General features: G+C 40.8%; 20 protein-coding genes and 1 pseudogene. 4 read left to right on the top strand and 17 right to left on the bottom strand.

Annotated elements, in window-relative coordinates:
* Nucleotides 1-129, top strand: a pseudogene (locus tag ACF1X7_RS06225) (IS30 family transposase); the annotation flags it as partial.
* Nucleotides 130-279: 150 nt separating this feature from the next.
* On the opposite strand, the gene ACF1X7_RS06220 reads toward ACF1X7_RS06225, so the two are convergent.
* The 5 genes from ACF1X7_RS06220 to aroE form a co-directional block, all read right to left on the bottom strand.
* The gene (locus ACF1X7_RS06220) at nt 280-879 is read right to left on the bottom strand and encodes a superoxide dismutase (RefSeq protein ID WP_039099431.1); all 600 of its coding nucleotides are present in this window, start codon (nt 877-879) and stop codon (nt 280-282) included.
* Nucleotides 880-968: 89 nt separating this feature from the next.
* Nucleotides 969-1,496, bottom strand: a complete 528-nt coding sequence (locus ACF1X7_RS06215; protein ID WP_064777181.1) for a shikimate kinase — start codon at nt 1,494-1,496, stop codon at nt 969-971.
* A gap of 97 nt (nt 1,497-1,593) precedes the next feature.
* Nucleotides 1,594-2,694 (bottom strand): 3-dehydroquinate synthase, encoded by a 1,101-nt coding sequence (aroB, locus tag ACF1X7_RS06210; protein ID WP_146955340.1) that lies wholly within the window; start codon nt 2,692-2,694, stop codon nt 1,594-1,596.
* Nucleotides 2,694-3,695: a 3-deoxy-7-phosphoheptulonate synthase gene (gene aroF / locus ACF1X7_RS06205; protein WP_064777183.1), complete on the bottom strand. Its 1,002-nt coding sequence runs from the start codon at nt 3,693-3,695 to the stop codon at nt 2,694-2,696. Before aroF ends, aroB begins: the two co-directional genes overlap by 1 nt.
* Before the next feature lie 6 nt (nt 3,696-3,701).
* Nucleotides 3,702-4,565, bottom strand: coding sequence for a shikimate dehydrogenase (gene aroE, locus ACF1X7_RS06200; RefSeq protein WP_056966886.1), 864 nt, complete (start codon nt 4,563-4,565; stop codon nt 3,702-3,704).
* A gap of 154 nt (nt 4,566-4,719) precedes the next feature.
* Here aroE and ACF1X7_RS06195 point away from each other — a divergent pair, with 154 nt between their 5' ends.
* Nucleotides 4,720-5,538, top strand: a complete 819-nt coding sequence (locus ACF1X7_RS06195; protein WP_411162553.1) for an alpha/beta hydrolase — start codon at nt 4,720-4,722, stop codon at nt 5,536-5,538.
* Nucleotides 5,539-5,592: 54 nt separating this feature from the next.
* Here the strand turns inward: ACF1X7_RS06195 and rpoN are convergent, their stop codons facing one another.
* The 9 genes from rpoN to ACF1X7_RS06150 form a co-directional block, all read right to left on the bottom strand.
* Complete coding sequence (gene rpoN, locus ACF1X7_RS06190) at nt 5,593-6,855, bottom strand: RNA polymerase factor sigma-54 (protein WP_411162552.1); 1,263 nt, start codon at nt 6,853-6,855, stop codon at nt 5,593-5,595.
* 15 nt (nt 6,856-6,870) lie between these two features.
* A complete protein-coding gene (locus tag ACF1X7_RS06185; protein WP_411162551.1) occupies nt 6,871-7,500 on the bottom strand; it encodes an HAD family hydrolase in 630 nt (209 codons plus the stop codon).
* Nucleotides 7,501-7,555: 55 nt separating this feature from the next.
* Nucleotides 7,556-8,536 (bottom strand): SIS domain-containing protein, encoded by a 981-nt coding sequence (locus tag ACF1X7_RS06180; protein ID WP_375792397.1) that lies wholly within the window; start codon nt 8,534-8,536, stop codon nt 7,556-7,558.
* A gap of 37 nt (nt 8,537-8,573) precedes the next feature.
* On the bottom strand, nt 8,574-9,404 hold the full coding sequence (locus ACF1X7_RS06175) for a PTS system mannose/fructose/sorbose family transporter subunit IID (RefSeq protein WP_039099439.1): 831 nt from the start codon (nt 9,402-9,404) through the stop codon (nt 8,574-8,576).
* Nucleotides 9,405-9,419: 15 nt separating this feature from the next.
* On the bottom strand, nt 9,420-10,202 hold the full coding sequence (locus tag ACF1X7_RS06170) for a PTS mannose/fructose/sorbose/N-acetylgalactosamine transporter subunit IIC (RefSeq protein WP_039099440.1): 783 nt from the start codon (nt 10,200-10,202) through the stop codon (nt 9,420-9,422).
* A 31-nt stretch (nt 10,203-10,233) separates the two neighbouring features.
* The gene (locus ACF1X7_RS06165) at nt 10,234-10,704 is read right to left on the bottom strand and encodes a PTS sugar transporter subunit IIB (RefSeq protein ID WP_039099441.1); all 471 of its coding nucleotides are present in this window, start codon (nt 10,702-10,704) and stop codon (nt 10,234-10,236) included.
* On the bottom strand, nt 10,705-11,118 hold the full coding sequence (locus tag ACF1X7_RS06160; RefSeq protein ID WP_076789749.1) for a PTS sugar transporter subunit IIA: 414 nt from the start codon (nt 11,116-11,118) through the stop codon (nt 10,705-10,707).
* A 94-nt stretch (nt 11,119-11,212) separates the two neighbouring features.
* A complete protein-coding gene (locus ACF1X7_RS06155) occupies nt 11,213-11,812 on the bottom strand; it encodes a PRD domain-containing protein (protein ID WP_146955342.1) in 600 nt (199 codons plus the stop codon).
* A complete protein-coding gene (locus tag ACF1X7_RS06150; protein WP_271260166.1) occupies nt 11,757-13,940 on the bottom strand; it encodes a sigma 54-interacting transcriptional regulator in 2,184 nt (727 codons plus the stop codon). The genes ACF1X7_RS06155 and ACF1X7_RS06150 overlap by 56 nt, the downstream gene beginning before the upstream one ends.
* 217 nt (nt 13,941-14,157) lie before the next feature.
* Here ACF1X7_RS06150 and ACF1X7_RS06145 point away from each other — a divergent pair, with 217 nt between their 5' ends.
* Together ACF1X7_RS06145 and aroD are read left to right on the top strand one after the other, a co-directional pair.
* Entirely contained in the window at nt 14,158-14,838 is a 681-nt protein-coding gene (locus tag ACF1X7_RS06145; protein WP_411162550.1) for a hypothetical protein, read from the top strand.
* A 193-nt stretch (nt 14,839-15,031) separates the two neighbouring features.
* Nucleotides 15,032-15,751, top strand: a complete 720-nt coding sequence (gene aroD / locus ACF1X7_RS06140; RefSeq protein ID WP_054644533.1) for a type I 3-dehydroquinate dehydratase — start codon at nt 15,032-15,034, stop codon at nt 15,749-15,751.
* A 57-nt stretch (nt 15,752-15,808) separates the two neighbouring features.
* On the opposite strand, the gene pepT is transcribed toward aroD, so the two are convergent.
* The 3 genes from pepT to ACF1X7_RS06125 are packed head-to-tail and all read right to left on the bottom strand — an operon-like array spanning nt 15,809 to nt 18,923.
* On the bottom strand, nt 15,809-17,050 hold the full coding sequence (pepT, locus tag ACF1X7_RS06135) for a peptidase T (protein WP_411162549.1): 1,242 nt from the start codon (nt 17,048-17,050) through the stop codon (nt 15,809-15,811).
* A gap of 44 nt (nt 17,051-17,094) precedes the next feature.
* Nucleotides 17,095-18,228 (bottom strand): Nif3-like dinuclear metal center hexameric protein, encoded by a 1,134-nt coding sequence (locus tag ACF1X7_RS06130; RefSeq protein ID WP_004270812.1) that lies wholly within the window; start codon nt 18,226-18,228, stop codon nt 17,095-17,097.
* Nucleotides 18,216-18,923 (bottom strand): tRNA (adenine(22)-N(1))-methyltransferase, encoded by a 708-nt coding sequence (locus ACF1X7_RS06125; RefSeq protein ID WP_039099448.1) that lies wholly within the window; start codon nt 18,921-18,923, stop codon nt 18,216-18,218. The genes ACF1X7_RS06130 and ACF1X7_RS06125 overlap by 13 nt, the downstream gene beginning before the upstream one ends.
* Nucleotides 18,924-18,979: the final 56 nt, after the last annotated feature.

The raw sequence follows: 18,979 nt of genomic DNA, 5'->3' as shown, positions 1-18,979 counted from the left end.
TTTGAGCACATTAGTGCTCAAGATTTAACGACGACGTTACTCCAAATTAACCAGCGACCGCTTAAAATACTCGACTGGCAAACACCGTATCAGGTTATGCTGACAAATTTGTCCAAAAATTCGGATTAAATTTGCAATCTACCTTACATTTAAGAATAAATCGCTCTATAACTGTGATGACAGTGTTTACAATTGTGTAAAATAAAATAAGACCCACCACTTATTAAGTGATGGGTCTTATTTTATTCAGCTATAAATGTATTATAATGAACACCCTTACTAAAGTAATTCCGCCACCAATGGCCAATTGATCATCTTCCAAAAGTTTTCGATGTAATCAATCCGGTTATTCTGGTATTTCAGGTAGTACGCATGTTCCCAAACGTCAAGTCCAAGTAGTGGTCGATTACGACTCATAAGTGGTGAATCTTGATTAGGCGTTGTCATGATTTGTAGTTCACCATTTTGATCGATAACAAGCCATGCCCAGCCAGAGCCAAATACACCAAGGGCAGCTTCGGTGAATGCTTCTTGGAACGTCTTAAACTTCCCAAAGCGGGCTTCAATCCGTTCGAGTAATTCCCCCGTTGGTGCTTCTGGCGCATTCGGTGTTAGAATTCGCCAGAAGAAACTATGATTGGCATGGCCCCCAGCATTATTGCGGACAGGTGTTTGAAGATTCTCAGGTAAATCATCGATGTGTGTCAACAAATCATGTAATGATTTACCTGCTAAATCGGGGTGCTTGGCTAGCGCCGCGTTGAGTTTTGTTACATAAGTCTTATGATGTTTGTCATGATGCAGATGCATTGTTTCAGAATCGATATACGGCTCTAAGGCCACATATTCATAAGGTAGTGCTGGTAATTTAAATGTCATTGTTCACCCTCCTTGTTATAACCTCATCATACAAGTCTATGGCGTTAAAAAGCGAATAATATGATTCTACGACCATTGAAAAAAGCTGACTAATGTTTATTAGCCAACTTTTTTTGAATCCTGGGTAGCTGCGTATCGATTTCTGCCAACATCATGTTCGGTGTCTTATGTTGGAAAAAAATGATGTAGTCCGCAAGCCGATAATACTTTGGTCGTCGTTTGTGATACAGTTCGCGTAAACCATCGTGGCCCAATTGATTCACAAGTGGCCGCCGATCATTGCGCGAAACGCGGCGCCAATGTGCTTCATAACTCCCATTTAGGAAAAAAATGGGGATATGACTCTGTTCAAGTAAATGGCGCGTCTGAGCATCATCCACGACCCCGCCGCCGGTTGCGATAATCCCATCGTGTTGGATCAATGTCTGTAAGGCCTCAAATTCCATTTGTCGAAATGCAGCCTGCCCTTTTTCGGCAAAGATTTCGTTAATCGTCATTTGCTGTTCTTGCATGATGTAGCGATCCAAATCAATCCAGTCACAATGGTAATGATGTGCAACTTTACGAGCAATGGTCGTTTTACCAGACCCCATAAAACCGATTAAAATCAGTTGCATCTAGTCAATCAACCCCTATGGTTCTATTTCAAATATATTGTTGGTTCCAAGACTGCTCCGCACATACGGTCAGTTAAACACTCTTTACAAGTTAGTTTCATTGTAAGGTATCTGTGGGTTGGTTACCAGTTTTTTTTGAAAATAGATTAGCCGCTAAAGTCGTTAGCGGTATGGATTGAATTTTTGGAACACCAATTGCATCGAGGTAAACAAGATTAATGGCATCTCCTTGATTCTTCTTATCATGTAAAAGTTGCGTGAAGAGTCGATCACTCATAAGTAACGGGCTATCTGTCGGCAAGCCGACCGCATTTAAAACAGTTGTAATCACTGGTGTTAAATGCGCTTCAGTCAGTCCACTTTGTTCGACTAAGTGCTGCATGGCAACTAACCCGATGCTGACCGCTTCACCGTGCATCAGGCTGCCATTGGCCAGGGTTTCAACCGCGTGACCAATCGTATGACCGTAATTTAATAATTGGCGTTGATTACTTTCTTTTTCATCGGCCATGACAATCTGTGCCTTGTAGTGCACACTTTGCTGAATTAGTGTTTCAGCCTGCGCTAGAATCATATGCGCACTTTGAATCCCTGTCACCTGTTGCCAAAATGTCCCACCGTTGAGTGCAGCTACTTTAACGATTTCCGCATAACCGGCCAGTAATTGGCGTTGATCCAGCGACGTTAAAAAGTCGGGATCAATCAATACTAAATCCGGCTGGTAAAAAGAACCAACTAAGTTCTTGCCAGCTGGTAAATCAAGTGCAGTCTTTCCACCGACACTACTGTCAACTTGTGCCAAAAGCGAGGTTGGCATCTGAATAAATGTAATCCCCCGCATATAGGTGGACGCGATAAACCCCGCCAAATCACCGACAACCCCACCACCTAAAGCAATCACCCCGTCATGACGGGTAAAATTCGCCGCTGCCAGTTGGGAATAAAGTGCCATTGCTTGGTCAAGTGATTTCGACGTTTCACCAGCCGGAATAATAATCGGTGTGACTTGATAGCCAGCTTGGATTAATTGAGATTCGACCGTTTCTAAATACAACGGGGCAACATTCGTGTCTGTGATTAATGCGATTTGACGAGGTGTCCAAACTTGCGCGATTTGTTCAGCACAGATGTGATACAAACCAGATTGGATCCGAATCTGATAATTTTTTTGTGTGAGGTGGACATCAATTATCACCATTAGTGCCGCCACTGTTTGACGACTGCATCAACGGCCCACACTTGATGACACATTTCAAGATAAGTAGCTGGCTTTAAGGCTTGTGCGCCATCAGAAAAGGCTTTTTCTGGATGATCATGAATCTCAACTTGTAACCCACTTGCTCCAGTTGCGACTCCAGCCCGAGCCATTGGCGTCACAAGATCCCATTCACCAGTCGCATGACTCGGATCAATTAAGACTGGATAGTGCGTTAATTTTTGTAAAACTGGGACAGCATTTAAATCAAATGTGTTGCGCGTATAGTGATTGTCAAACGTCCGAATCCCGCGCTCTAACAGCATAATTTGTTGATTACCGTTGGCAGCAATGTACTCGGCAGCATTTAATAAATCATCAACAGTTGCTGCTAAGCCACGTTTTAAAGCAACGGGAACGTTGGTTTTTCCAACAGCTTTCAATAATGAAAAGTTTTGCATATTGCGCGCCCCGATTTGAAAAATATCGGTATATTGCGCCACTAAATCAACATGCGTTTCATCCATCACTTCGGTCACAACGTCCATTTGATAAGCATCAGCAGCCTTGCGCAATGCTTTCAAACCAGCTTCGCCCATCCCTTGAAAGGAATACGGTGATGTCCGGGGTTTATACGCGCCACCCCGCAAAATAGTTGCACCGCCTTCTTTAGCAACTTTGGCCATCGCCATAATGTGGTCAGCAGATTCGACCGAACAAGGACCCGCCATCACCGTGAAGTCTGCACCGCCAATCGTACTGTGTGCTAATTCGATGACCGTGTTTTCGGGTTGGAATAGCCGACTGCCAAGCACGTAACTCGGTTCATCCGTGGTGGTTGCCGCAATGACTTCTTTCTCTGCTGGGGTAAAATCAATTGCTTTTGCACCGATCACCGCTACATGGTGCTTAATCTGATAGACATTCGGATTTGTCGTGCGTTGTCGTGCGCAAAAATCATCAATCAGCGCTGAATCAGTATTTGGTTTAAATTGAATAATCATAAATTATTAAAACTCCTTCGTTAAAGCATGATAGATGGGATCGGTTTGTAGGACCTGGCCCGTCCAGAATTGAAAACTCAACGCGGCCTGTTCAACTAACATGCCAAGCCCGTTTTGGGTTGGATGACCACTTCGAGCCGCTAACTGTAAAAAAGCAGTCTGACGTGGCGCATATATTAAGTCGGCAACTAAACAAGTCATCGGTATTTGACCAATTAAAGGTGCTGCCAGCGGTAATCCAGGGGTATTGACCATGCCAAGATTCGTGGCGTTAATCACGCAATCAGCATTACTGAGTGCTTGTTGGAGTGCCTGTTCATCGGCATAATTATGTAGCACGATGGACATCGAATGGTGATTAGCAATTTTTGCCAGTCGTTGTTCAACCGCCGCATAAGTCGTATTTTGACGTTTGAAGACCTGAATCGTCGCCACACCATAACGAGCGGCGGCTTCGATAACCGCGAGAGCAGCACCCCCACCACCCAGAATAACAATCTGCTGACTAGCTAGATTGGGATATCTTTTCTGCAAAGCGCGCCAAAAACCATCGCCATCAGTATTCGTGCCTACCAATTTACCCGATCGTAAAGCAACCGTATTGATGGCGCCAACGAGTTGCGCAGTTGGCATTAACTCGTCCATTAATGGCACAAGCGACTGTTTATAGGGCATTGAAAGATTAACGCCTGCCACACCAAGCGTCCGAATCGCTTTTGCGACATCTTGCGGCCGTGCTTGGCTATCGAAAACCAGATACCGCGCGTCGATTTGATGTTGTTTAAAACCCAGATTATGAATCATGGGCGACAAGCTATGGTGCGCCGGATGCGCAACCAAGCCGTAAAGAGCTGTATAACCTGATATCATTACATTTTCCTCTAAAACTATCATACTTTACTTAATGAGATTTTTAAATGGTTGGTATCAAAAAGTCATGCTTAATACTGTTATTTTTTGTCATTATCCGGTAAGATTAACATAGATTGAAAACGGTTAATATAATAGAAAGAGGTCCTTAATAATGTCGATCGAACGTCAAACGTTATCCGTTAAAGAACAAGCATTTATAGTTGATGCATATTGGTTAACACCCATTCCAGATTTCGAGCATCCAGTTAAACATCCCGTCATGATTATTTGTCCAGGCGGTGGTTTTACGTATCATTCAGGTCGTGAAACAACACCGGTCGCGTTGCGATTTTTAGCAGAAGGGTTTCACGTGATTGTTCTCCCCTACCAATTAATAAGTTCGACTGAAACCGTTTATCCGCTCGCTTTACATCAGCTTGCTAAGACAATTGAGTGGGTGACTGATCAAGCTGGAGAATATGATATTGATTTGGATCGAATTGTTTTGACTGGTTTTTCAGCTGGTGGACATGTGGTCGCTACCTATAATAGCATTGCGACCGATCCAATCCACCGAGCTGATTACGGGTTAGACGATTACCGTGGTCATCATGCAGCGATTGTCTTAAATTATCCTGTGATTGATTTTGACGCTGGTTTTCCAATTGATGATGCAACTAAGCAACAGATTACAGTGGACCAAACTTTATGGCACGCACAAAAAAATATCACAGCAGCAGCTAAACCAGCTTTTATTTGGCAAACAGCCACAGACGCCCTTGTTCCAGCAACGAATTCACTTCTATATACACTTGCATTACAGCAACATAAAATCCCTGTTGAATACCATCTCTTTGGAGCTGGTGTTCATGGCCTTTCGCTTGCTAATCATGTGACTCAAACACCAGGCAAACCAGAATATGCTAATACTGTAGCAGCTCAGTGGGTCCCACTTGTATTGGACTGGTTTAAACTGATGGCAATTTTATAAGAACCTAAAAAGCAATGGATACAGTAATATTAACTGCATCCATTGCTTTTTTGCTTATTTACGGTCTGCCTTATTAGCAATACCTAATTCTTGACGATATTTAGCGACGGTTCTTCTAGCAACTTTAATGTCATACTTAACTTTTAACTGGTCCGCGATTTTTTGATCAGACAATGGATGATGGGCTTCTTCTTCCTTAACAACTGTTTGAATTGCAATGTGCGTCTGTGTCAAGGTGGGACCTTCCTCTAAAATTGTACTCCGTTTGGTCAACAAATTCCGCAGAAGATAGATACCATTAGGCGTCCGAATTGATTTTTCTTTAATCGTTCGGCTAATTGTTGATTCACTGAGCTGCAATTGATTTGCGATATCCCGTAGAATCAATTGATTAGGATATGCTTGTTTTCCAGTAATATAATCCCACTGTGCCTTGATTAGGACTTCAGCAACCATTAATAATGTTTGCCCGCGCTTATGCAAACTCGTGTTTAATATCTGATACTCGGCATATTTTTGCTGAATGTATTGTTTGGTAGCGACATCGACTTCTTTTTGGAACTGCGCGTAACTTGCATGTTCAAAAATCAGCGTTGGTCGCCCAAATTCAGTCAATAGTAGCTGATATCGTGAGCCATTCATCTTAATAATGACATCTGGCACTTGAAAATTAGTTGGTGAGTCATCAAACATATTTCCTGGTTCAAGACTCAGTGCACCTATTTTGTGTAAAATCGATTGCATATCATCTTGACTAATGGCTAACTGAGTTTGAATTTGTTTAATATCACCAGCTAATAATTGTTCAAAATAATCAGTTATCACCAAAATACTAAGATCATCAGCCGGATAAATAGCAGAGGCCTGTAGTAATAACACTTCTTGTGCATCACGACCACCAACCCCGATTGGATCAAGTTCTTGTAGTAACGTCACAACGTCTTGATAAGTGGTCTGATCAATTTGATTTTCTTGGATAAAACGGGCTTCATCCACCTTTAAATAGCCATTTGGTTCAACCTCCAAAATCAGCCGTTGCAAAAGTTGCTGTAATTTACCTGCTTTAAATCGATAACCGACTTGTTCCAACAAATAATCGTATAAATTACCTGTTCCGTGAGCCGCTAGCTTATCAAAATTGAATTCTTTTGTACAGGCTTCGACGGACCCGACCTCAAACAAGGGATTCTCTAAACTACGAGCTTTTAAATAATCCAGTAGGTCGAGACTATTAGATCGCAAAATTTTTAAGGATTGTTGCAATGTATTATTTAAAACCAAGCTTTGTTTTAAAGCAGCCACTTGTTTTAAGGTCATTATCATCATTCCCATCTAAATAATTGATTTAAAATACTCATTTAACGTTCCAAAATGGTTAAAGATTTGATCAGCCTTAGTTTGATTTACTTCAGCTTGTTTAGCCCAAACCGTTAATCCGGCTTGCTTAGCTGATAGAATACCAGTTGGACTGTCTTCAATCACAAGACATTCTGATTTTTGAAAACCAAGTTTTTCAACACTTACTTGATAGATCTCTGGATGGGGTTTATTGTGAGCCAACTCTTCCCCGCTGAGTACTTGACTAAAGTAATGGTCTAAGTAACATTCATACAACATCCGTTCAATTTCATTTTTTTGACCTGCAGATGCTAGGGCAATCTTTATATTACCACGTTCTAGCGTGTCTAGAGTCTTAATTACGCCTTCATTGAGATGATCGACATAATTAATTGGCAATTGTTTTAAATGCGCCTCATAATCGGTTTTAATCTTTGTTCGCTGCTGTTCATCAGGTACTAACAAACGCCAAACATTTTCATTACTAAGCCCAAAATACGCCGCTTCATCACGGCTCCCCGGTTCAATTTGATGTTCATCAAAATATTTCATTCGTCGCTGAAAATAGAAGCGTTCGGTATCGACTAATACGCCGTCCATATCGAAAATGACTGCTTTTAACATCCTGATCCCTCCCAAAAAGGGTGAGATTTATCCAATCTCACCCACAAACACTATTTTAGTATTCTAATTTCCACATATAACGGCGTTTGGTTAATGGATGTTTTCTAGCAATTGCTAATTCTTCAGCATAGACACGCATGATCCCCGTTAATAAGATTGGATTAAAGTAATCAATCACGTTATTGCTTGCTACTGAATTTAACCCGTGATCTTTGGCATCAATTACAGTGACTTTAGCATCGAAGCGTTGTAAGAATGTTAACGCACGTGCATCAAGTGGTCGGGTTGGGCCATCATTCATAAATAATAGGTATGGCACATCTGTTTCTGTTAATTCGAATGGGCCATGGAAATATTCGCCAGTATGCAATGTTGGTGCACTGATCCATTGCATTTCCATCAACAAGAATGAAGCAGTCGCATATGCCACGTCATAAGTTGCACCACTACTCATGACATAGATTGTTTGATCATCTTTATATTGTTCAGCAAATTGTTTTGCCATTGGGCCAACTAATTTAACTTCTTGTTCGATTAAATCGCCAATTCCATCAAAAGCACGTTCTGCTTCATCATAGAAAGCATAGTCTTCAAATTGATGGCAAATTTCAACTGCTAATTTTAAAACGTTGGTCATTTTTTCAACTTTAGCAGCATAATTCTTTTCAAACCCGTGCACAATACTGTATTCAGCAGCTTCGATGATTGGTGAATCAGCAACATGTGATAAGGTAATGACTTGTGCATTCAATGAACGTGCTAATTTAGTTGCTTCAATCGATTCTGGTGTGGACCCACCAAGGGAGGCAGTAATAACGATGGTATGTTCATCAATCCCTTTGGGTGTATCGTAATTAAATTCATTGGCAGTCATAATACTTGTGAGTAATGCTTGGCTTTCATGTGAAATAAAATAGTAACCAGGATATAAATCGGCCATTGAAGCCCCACAGCCAACGAATAGGACACGTGAAATTGATACATTTTTTCCTTTAATTGCTTCGATAATTGAAGCTGGTGTTGAGACTGTCATAATAGTACCCTCCAAATGTTTTTAAAATTTAATACCAAATTTAAGCAAAAATACCAAGTACACTAAATATTAGTCCGCTGACAATACAAATGGTCAAGATCCAGCCGGTACCAACTTTCTTTTTAAGTAACCAGTACATGAAAAACGTAAAAGCAAGTGGAATCATCTGTGGGAAGACCGTATCGAGTGTTTTTTGTAGATTGAAGGTCTTACCCATGTGAATTGGTGTTGTGATACCAATCATACTTGCGATCATTGAGCCGATAACCATTAATCCAACAATAGTGACCAGATACATGAGCCGGTCGATAACATTCTCTTTGGTTAATTTCTCCAAATATTTATTCCCTGCAGAATAACCAATTTTGCCACCCCAATAAGTGACAATAAACGATGGAATGAACGAGATAATTATTGCTAAAATTGGCCCTAGAATACTCCCCTGTTTAGCAAAATTAATCCCTAATCCAAAAGCTAACACACGGATCGTTCCTTGGAAGAATGAATCCCCGACACCTGATAATGGTCCCATTAAAGAAGACTTCACTGCTGTAATTGAGTCTGGGTCAAAACTATCAGGTTCACGCGCATATTCTTCTTCCATCGATGCTGTCAAACCTAAAATGAAGGCACTTGTTTGTGGTGTACAGTTGTAAAAGGCCATGTGGCGTCGATATGCTTCTTTTTTACGTTCGATTTCTTCAGGTGAATCCCCGTATAGCGCATCAATTGTGGGCGCAATGCCATACATAAACCCCATGTTCATTTGGCGTTCATAGTTCCATGAAGCTTGGATAAACCAGGAACGCCAGAAGAATTGCCAATATTTTTTACGAAGTGTTGCTTGACTGTTATTTTGTTCTTTTTTCATGAGATAACCTCCTTCCTAAAGTTCTTCCAAGTCGTCATCATCAATGGCCACTTGTTCGGTAGCTGGTTTTTGTTTCGGGAGAATTTCATTTAATACAAGTGCCAAGATAACAGCGAAGATGGCAACACCAGTAACTGATAAGTTGGCGTAAGCTGTTACGAAAAAGCCCAGTAATAGATACGCCGTTGTCTTTTTAGTCAGCATCGTTGACATCAATAATGCAAACCCAAATGCTGGTAAGATCTTACTTGCAAGTGTTAGACCATTGGTTAACCATTCTGGGATGCTATTAACAACTGAGCTGACAACCCCAGTGCCAAAATAAATCGCTAAGAAAATTGGCACAAAGTACATCAGTGCATATAGGAATGGTCCCCAGAAAATATGATATGAGCGGGCCTTCTTGAAATCGCCCGCATCGATTGCGTTATCAGCCATGTGTGAAAATGATGACAGTACTGTTCTTAAGACAATCCCAATCATTTGGCCCAAAATTGCAATTGGTAAGGCGATTGTTAAGGCCGTTTGGGCATTTGTATTTGATAAAATGGCGAATGATGCCGCAATAATCGAACCTAAAGTCATATCGGGTGGCGCAGCTGCCCCGATATTAACAATCCCTAATGAAATCAATTCAAGTGACGCCCCGATCATTAGCCCTTTTTGCATATCGCCAAGTACGATGCCGACCAAACAACTAACAATTAATGGACGTTCAAAGTTAGAGCGGCCGAGCAACCGAGAATCGAACATGGCAATTACACCAATCAAACCCAGTAGAATTGCTTTAACTAACATAGTAGTTCTCCTTTCATCGCCGTGAGTGGTATTAAATCATCTGATTTAGACTCTCACGTTTTGATGTTGGTACTTGTTGCATGTTTAACTTAACCCCCTGCTCTTTCAATTGCCGACTTAATTCAACCTCCTCATCCGTTAAATAAATCGCATTACTATATTTAGTTGTGCCAGGTCGTTCAGGAATGCCCCCGTAGTTAATCTCAGTGATATCCTTAAACGCTGTGACAAATTGGTACGTTTCTGCGACACTTGCTGTAATAATCATCGTTGTGTCTGATAACGCTTTAATTTTAGGAATCCGTTCAATTGCTTGTTCGACAGAGAAAACACTCAACTTAACATCAGCTGGTTTTGACAGTTTTAGTGACATTTTTTTAAATTCATCATTCGCTGTTTTGGTATCAATCACAATGATGCGTTCAATCCCCTGTGATTTGGTCCAAGCAAAAACAACCTGTCCGTGCATCAAACGATGATCAATTCTTAACATTTTAATCATTTAAAATTCCTCCTTATCTATTTTTTCTGTAACAAGTTGATTAATACACATCACCCCATGTTGTCCCGCCGTAACAATTTCACCAATTGTTTCTAGCGTTACTTGATTTGGATAAGTCACTAAGGTCATCAGCAATGGTAAATTCATCCCTGTCAAAACAATTAATTGTGGATGGGTTGCAAGTAATTGCCACACCTCGTTATTGACTGAACCGCCTAAGACATCTGTGATAATCAATATTGGTTCAGTTGTGTCAGTCTCTAAAATGGCATCAATCGCTTTTAGATACTGATCTTCACTCCCATCACTATATGCTGCAAAAGCATACAATCCATCAACTTGCCCAACAATCATTTCCAAAGTATCCTTCAACCCTAGCGCTAATTTTCCATGACTTACTAATATTATCTTCATCTTTTTCACCTCTTAATGTCCTACATCTTTATACAAGCAAAGAGCGTGCCAGTTTTCTGGCACGCTCTTTGTATAATGTATAAAGGTTGATATATCAGTGGTTTGCAACAACAATATCGAAAATATAGCCTAATTCAGTATCCGGTATTTTGACACTATAGATTTGTTCTACGACACTAAAGGCTTTTTGAATATTGTGATAGATGACAGTTGCCTCAGAATCAAATGCCGTTGTAACAGCATAACTTGTGATCGGTTCATTACGAATTAAACGCTCAATCAGGCAGCTAACATGCACATACAACGCCATTCTTGTTTGGTTGTTAAGTGTACTTTGACTGATTTGACAATAATTTGACAGTGCTTGATCAACATTAGCCATGACCGTTCGCGCATCTAAAATTGTTAATGAATTAATCACGCGCTCAATCGAAAAATTCCGTAAAATATTTTCCCCGATCCGTTGGATTTGTGCTGGTTTAGCGACTTGCTGGAGAACCTGGTTAAAGACATCTGTTTGAGTACCATTGATGAGATTTTCTAAAGAAATATAGGGAATACCCGTTATCTCCGGATCAATTGTTCCGATGACGGCTAATACGTTGTATGTTTTTAATAATGCTGTCTGTTGTTCCACTTCACATAAACGTGCGTACTCGTATGCATTGATCACTAAATCTAATTCTAGTGGCATGCAGTGCTTTAATCTGTTTTGCCGTTCCAATTCCTGTTAAACAGCATGTAATAATGACATTCTTATGCACTTCACTGGGATAGAGAACTTTAACTTGCTGGGTAATCTGTAATTGTGGATCTTGCATAATTAATTCGAAATCATTTTTCTGTTGGATTTCACTAGCAACTGTCAAAACAGATTGCGTCGAAACATTATTGATAATCCCGATTGGAAAATCAATGTAGCCTTTAATGTAGCGGTGTACGTCCTCAAGAGATCCCATATCGACTAACATAATGAGTCCGCCACTGACATTCTTATCACTTAAATACTGATTAATCTGTTCACCAATTTGTTGCGGACTAATATCGATTGGCATATCAAATGCATCCACTACCTGACTGCCAACCATCTTATTAACAACGTTCGCCATACTACTGGCGGTTGAATAGCCATGCGCTAATACTAAGCAACGTATACGTTCGACTTTTGAAATATTAGTGATTTGTTTAAAATAAAGTGTCAAAAACAACGCATCAATGGCATCTACTGGTAAATTAATATTTTGCTCAGCAATCATCAACAGTGTTGTAACTAATGACTGTAATTGAGTATCTTCAGTTTGAACTGCTTGGGTTAATTCTTTTAATATATCACGTTCATGGTTAGTTAATCCCCAATGCAGCGACTGTTTGTTATAAAAATAATGGGCTAAAAGGACAACCGTGTTACCGTTAAATTGCATCCCCAATTTTTGCTCAATCATCTGGATTTCACCAGCTAATAGATTTTTCAAAAAGTTGAGGGGCAAATCTCCATTTTTATCAACTTTCCCAAATACTAAATAATCACATAGTGTCGCAATTTCATCCTGACAAGTTTTGAGCCGTTCCTCGTTCGTAATTTTTGTCCGTGCGAGTTGAATAATTCTGCTAAACGTTGTTTTAATTTGGTTTCGTTCTGACTCAGCATGGTGCGTAATACCGTATAAACTATCAGTTATCTTTAAGCAGATGATTGATTTGTCTGGACCAGTAATCGGCTGTTGGTTGACATTTAGCTGTAATAAAGTTTGTGGTAAATCACTTAGCCGCACAGTAATTACTTGCTTCGTACGGACGCTTCTTGCCAAAGCATTGGCGACTGATAAAATAACACTATTTTGTAATTGGCCGACGTTACTTTCAAATTTTTGTGCACTTAATAAAGAGATCACTTGGCGGCTGACGTTAATCGTCTGTTTTACTTTCTTTACCTGTTGGAGATAAAAATGTAGAACCAGTTGCTTTTTCTCCAAGTTAGTCCGATTATCAAGGCTTGGGATTTCAATTTGCACAGGAATTCGTCTGATAAACGTTTTTAAGAAATTACTTTGAATATCTTCAGTGGTAGCAAAAACCAGTCGAACGGCAACTGGATGGCCCTTTTTTGTTTCACCAATGGGCGAAATTAAACCATTATCTAAATAGCCAAATAGTTTTTCTTGGCCTTTAGAATCTAACCGGTGCACTTCATCCAGAAATAACATGCCTTGATCTGCTTCATCGAATAGCCCAGTTTTGTCTTGTGTCGCTCCTGTAAAAGCCCCCCGTTTATAACCAAACAAACTACTAGCCAGCAATTCTGGATTATCGGCATATTCAGCACAATTAAAGTGAATAAAATGACTCTCTTTTTTTAAAATTCCTTTGTCGACACAGTATTGATAATAATTCCGTGCCAAAAAGCTCTTACCAGAACCGGTCGGACCAGTTAGTAAGACTGGTAATCCCCCACCTGGATAAAAAGCAGCAGATTTTAACTGCCGAATTTGACGATATAGTGAGTCCTCTGCTCCAATGACACGACTAAAAGCATCTTGTTTAACCGTCATGGCACTCTCAAGTTCAGCAATAGAAGCATATTCATTTGCGAGTAGACATTGATATTGCTTTTCTAATGTTTCTTTATCAAAGAAAATAACGGGTCTAGTATTGATTTTAATAATACGATTTTCTTTCACTAATTGATTCAAATAATGACTAACCGTGTTGCGCTGTACACTAAATTGCTGGGCCAGGCTTTCAGCCGTTGTCAGCTGAGTAACGATTCTATGTTCAGCTGTGAGCCCCCTTATTGCTGACAGTAACTCTAGTTTAATACTCATTAATAACCACCCCATTAGCGCTTTTAGAAAGCGGATACATTTTTATGTAATTTAATATCCAGCTCACTCTTATTTATTACATTAATGTTTAATAAATAAAAATGCAATCTTATTTTAATTAGCTACGTAATTGATTAAAATTGTTCTTGGTATATTGCACTAGGGTATTATTTCCGCTAAACTGATTATCTATTGTTATTTTATTGTGAGGTCGCTTATGAAGAAAGCTCTTATTTTCATCTTATTTATCCTTTGTTTAATTGTTTTATTACCAAGTCCGGTTGCTGCGCGTGCCGGCGGGTCTTCGGGTGGCTCTGGTGGATCCGGTGGTAGCGGTGGTGGGTCTTCACCGACATCCGGTTATGTTGGCGGCCGTAGTCGTGATTATTATTACGATGATGCGGGATATCGGCATTACTACAAGTCCCCGATGCGTCGTTTATTCGATAGTATAGTCACCCTGCTTTTCGTATTCGTCTCCCTTGGGATCATGATTTGGCGTAAAGTGCGTGACTGGTTAACCGGACGTAGAAAACGGGCACTGGCTGATACCATGCCGTTAGATGCTGAAACCGCGGCGCGCTTTGAAAATGCATTCTATCAAATTGAAACAACTTGGCCCTCAAATGACTTAAGCAACGTGGCGGACTCAATGACGCCCCATTTTCAGCACCAACAACAACGCATCTTAAACCGTTATCAACGGTACCATAAACATAACCAACTTGAGAGTATCGCCATTGTTTCAACTGAGTTATTATTACCTGAAAAACCGAACCGCCAAGATATTCTAGTGACAGCGCAAATGCGCGATTACTTCACTGATGAGCGGCAGACAGCCACGGTTAATGACCAACGTCGTGAAGCGGCTTATATTGAACGTTTCAGTGAAATTTGAACGTTTAAATTAATTGATGGTCAATATCGTGTCGCTCATATTAATCAATCCCTATAAAAGAGCTACCAGTTGGTGGTTCTTTTTTGTTATTTAATTGGTTAAGTTTATTGCGTTAAACAACTTTTTCTCTTAAAATAGACCTTATCGATTTAAAAATTGTTTATCCATTTTGATTAGAAAGTGAGGTCATTTGATGACCCTCCATGTTGGCACTGGCCAGACACAAACGGCCGTTTCCTTAATGCCGCGTAACCTAGACGATTGTGTGCGTGAAATGGCACTCGTTGAGCAAAAGCAAGCTGCGATTGATATTCTAGAATGGCGCTTAGACTATTGGCAAACACCAGCGACCTTATTAACGGCTGGTCACCAAATTGCCGCCTGCAAGCACCCCGTTATTTTAACGCTCAGAACAACCCATGATGGCGGCCTGTCTGATCCAACCGACTATTTAGACCGCTATACAGCTCTATTATCGGCTCAAATCGGCGATGTGGTTGATATTGAGTGGTCTTTACCTGAGGCAGTTAGAAAAGCCGTCAGCGCGCTTGCACGTGCGAATGGCTATCAAGTGTTACTAAGCCATCACGATTTAAAGACAACCCCTGATAATCTAACACTTCAAAAACAACTCGCAGCAATGCATGCGACGCACCCAGATATGTTAAAACTAGCAACTACCGCTCAAAGTAATGAGGATACTACTCGGTTAATGGCGATTACCCAGTCTTTTACACATGATCACACAACCCCACTGATCACGATGGCGATGTCTGAATTTGGCTTAGCCTCTCGCATTTTTGGTGGTCAATTCGGTTCAGCTGTGAGTTTCGGTTACCTTGAACACCCCAGTGCACCAGGCCAATTACCCATTGAACAACTCAAAGGCTTGTTGACAATGCATCAAAATTAACCGCACAAAAAAAGCCCCGCACAAATTCAATTTGTGCGGGGCTTTTTAGATTGTTGATTAGTTCCGTTCAACGTTTAAATCATTCATCTTAAGCATTGTATCAACGGCCTTTTCCATTGTTTCGATTGAAACAAATTCGTAGCGACCGTGCATGTTTTCAGCACCAGCAAAGATGTTAGGGGTTGGAATACCCATGAATGAAATCTTAGAACCATCTGTCCCACCACGAACAGGTTCGATTAATGGTTTGATATCAACGGCTTCCATTGCATCTTTAGCAAGATCAACAACGTCCATGTGATCTTTTAAGACTTCTGCCATGTTGTAGTATTGATCTTTGATTGTTGCAACAACGCGGCCTTCACCGTATTTAGCATTCATTTGATCAGCAACTTTAGCAGCAAATGCTTTGCGTTCTTCCAAACCATCACGTTCGAAATCACGAATGATGTAAGCCATGTGTGCTTCATCAACTGTGCCTTCAAGGCTTAATAAGTGATAGAAACCTTGACGACCGTCTGTTTTTTCAGGGACTTCATCGCTTGGTAAAGCATTTTGGAAATCAACAGCCACTTGAAGGGCATTGATCATGATGTCTTTAGCTTCACTAGGATGCACGTTTTTACCTTGAATATCGACTTTCATGGCAGCAGCGTTGAATGTTTCGTATTCAAGTTGACCGATTGGACCGCCATCCATTGTGTAAGCAAAGTCGGTTGCGAAATCTTTGGCATCAAAGTGATCAGCGCCAGTTCCGATTTCTTCATCGGGGCCAAAACCAATCTTGATGTCGCCATGTTTGATTTCAGGATGTTGGACTAAGAAGTCCATGGCTGTCATGATTTCAGCAACCCCAGACTTATCATCTGAACCTAATAATGTTGAGCCGTCAGTTGTGATTAAAGTTTGGCCTTTATAATTTTTCATATTTGGGAATTCTTTAGGATCTAATACGAATTTACCCGCATCATCTAATTTAATAATTAATTCGCCATCATAGTTTTCGACGATTTTTGGATTGACACCTTTGGCATTGAAGTCGGCAGTATCAACGTGTGATAAAAAGCCCATTGTTGGCACTTTTTTATCAATATTACTTGGTAATAGCGCTGTTACATAGCCATTACTTTCGTTGTATTTCACATCACTTAATCCGATTTCCTTCAAGTCGTCCATCAATTTGTGTAAAAATACCACTTGTGTTTGGGTTGATGGGCTCGTTGTTGCGTTTTCATCTGAACGTGTTTCAGTTGTGACATATTCTAGAAAACGAGGAATCAATTTTTCATATTTAGCCATGGTGTAGCCTCCTAGATATTATTTAATACTAATTCTATTCTAACCTACTCCGCATTAAAAATAAATGTAAACGGATCAGTTTTTTGCTGTGATTTAATGAATGTAACCGACCAACCACGCTGTTTGGCCCACTTTTCAAAAATTTCTGTCATCTTATCCTTCACAATACTTTCGACATGATGACCAGGATCAATTACTGACAAACCAGCTGCCAACATATCGTGACCAGTATGATAATACACATCACCGGTAATGTAGACATCCGCACCAGCTTGTAAAGCGGCTGGGAAGAATTTACCCCCATCGCCACCGACAACGGCGACTGTCTGAACTATTTTGTCCGGTTCATTTGAAATTAAGCGCAGACCTGTTAAATCAAATGTTTCGCAGACAAATTGCGCATAATCCCGGACCGTCATTGATTGAGCGACTTGACCAATGCGCCCAATACCAATCGGTTGTTGTTGATTAGCTAATGGAATCACATCATAAACGGGTTCTTCATAAGGATGCGCCGCAAGCATCGCCTGAACAACTTTGGTTTGCATGGCCACTGGCAGAACAACTTCGATTTTAACTTCGGTAACCGCTTCTAGATCACCTGATTGGCCGATATAAGGATTTGCTGCGTCCGTTGGTTGAAAACGCCCTATTCCGGTCGTACTAAAACTGCAGGCTTGATAATCGCCAATATGTCCCGCATCAGCTTGATTCAATGCCATCCGCATCTGTTCAGCATGTGACTCAGGGACAAAGACCACCAATTTTACTAATGATTGGTAGTCCGTGATGTTAAACGGTTGCACATCGTTTAGTTGTAAAGCTTCAGCTAGCCAATCATTCATGCCGCCGTTAGTCTTATCCAAATTCGTATGGGCGGCATATACCGTGATGTCATGCGTTAACAGATCCGCATACATCTTGTTTTGCGGATCACTTAGATCGAGATTCCGCGCTGGGCGAAACATTACTGGATGGTGGGCAAAAATAAAATCAACATTCTGTTCAATCGCTTCTTGAACGGTTTCTGGGCGGACATCAAGGGTTACTAACACCCGTTCAATGCTTTTATCGCGTCGCCCGATTTGAAAACCGGTGGGGTCATTGCCTTCTTTTAATGCCAATGGTGCATAGTCTTCAATCGCAGCAATTAAGTCACTCGCGACTAATTTTCCCATGTCTTCATCTCCTCGATTAATGCAATTTCATGTTCAACTGCTTTGACTTTATCAGTAGGTACGACTTGTGCGTTTTGTAATTGTTGCAATAAATGACGCCGTTTTTTCAACATTGTCCCCCACTTCAATTGGAAATCAGCAGGTTGTGTTTGGCGGAGAACAGGGCCAAACACTCGATCACTTTCGCTTAATGGTGCAACTGATGGTTGGGGTTCGCCGACAATCACTTCGTAGATATGCCCGTCTTCAGCGACAATCGCTTCATCAATGATTGCATAGTCATGTGCATTCAACCATTCACGGACAGTACTTTCCATGATATTGGGTTGTAACACGAGTCGTTCATGGCCGTTCAGATGATCCAATCCACGGGTTAAAATTTCCGTGATCAATAAACCACCCATGCCGGCAATCACGATGCAACTCACATGGTCTTCTTCAGGATTCAATACCTCGACGCCATCGCCTAAGCGGACTTGAATCTGTTGTTGTAAGTGCCATTGATTAACGTGAGTCTGTGTTGATTCAAACGGACCGGCAACTACTTCACCGGCAATGGCGCCCTTCAACCGGTTTTGTTCCGTAAGCCAAATTGGTAAATATGCATGATCTGAACCGATATCAGCAACAATGCTATCTTGTGGGACAAACTGCGCAACTGCAGCTAAACGCTTTGATAAATGAATTGGTGACAAAAATAAAACTCCATTCTAGAAACTTTGATTGTTATAGTTAGTATACCAAATTTTAG

Origin of the sequence: Latilactobacillus sp. VITA-14 (genome assembly GCF_046580785.1) — a bacterium.
Classification (GTDB): Bacteria; Bacillota; Bacilli; order Lactobacillales; family Lactobacillaceae; genus Latilactobacillus; species Latilactobacillus curvatus.
This window is presented reverse-complemented; position numbering and strand designations above follow the sequence as displayed.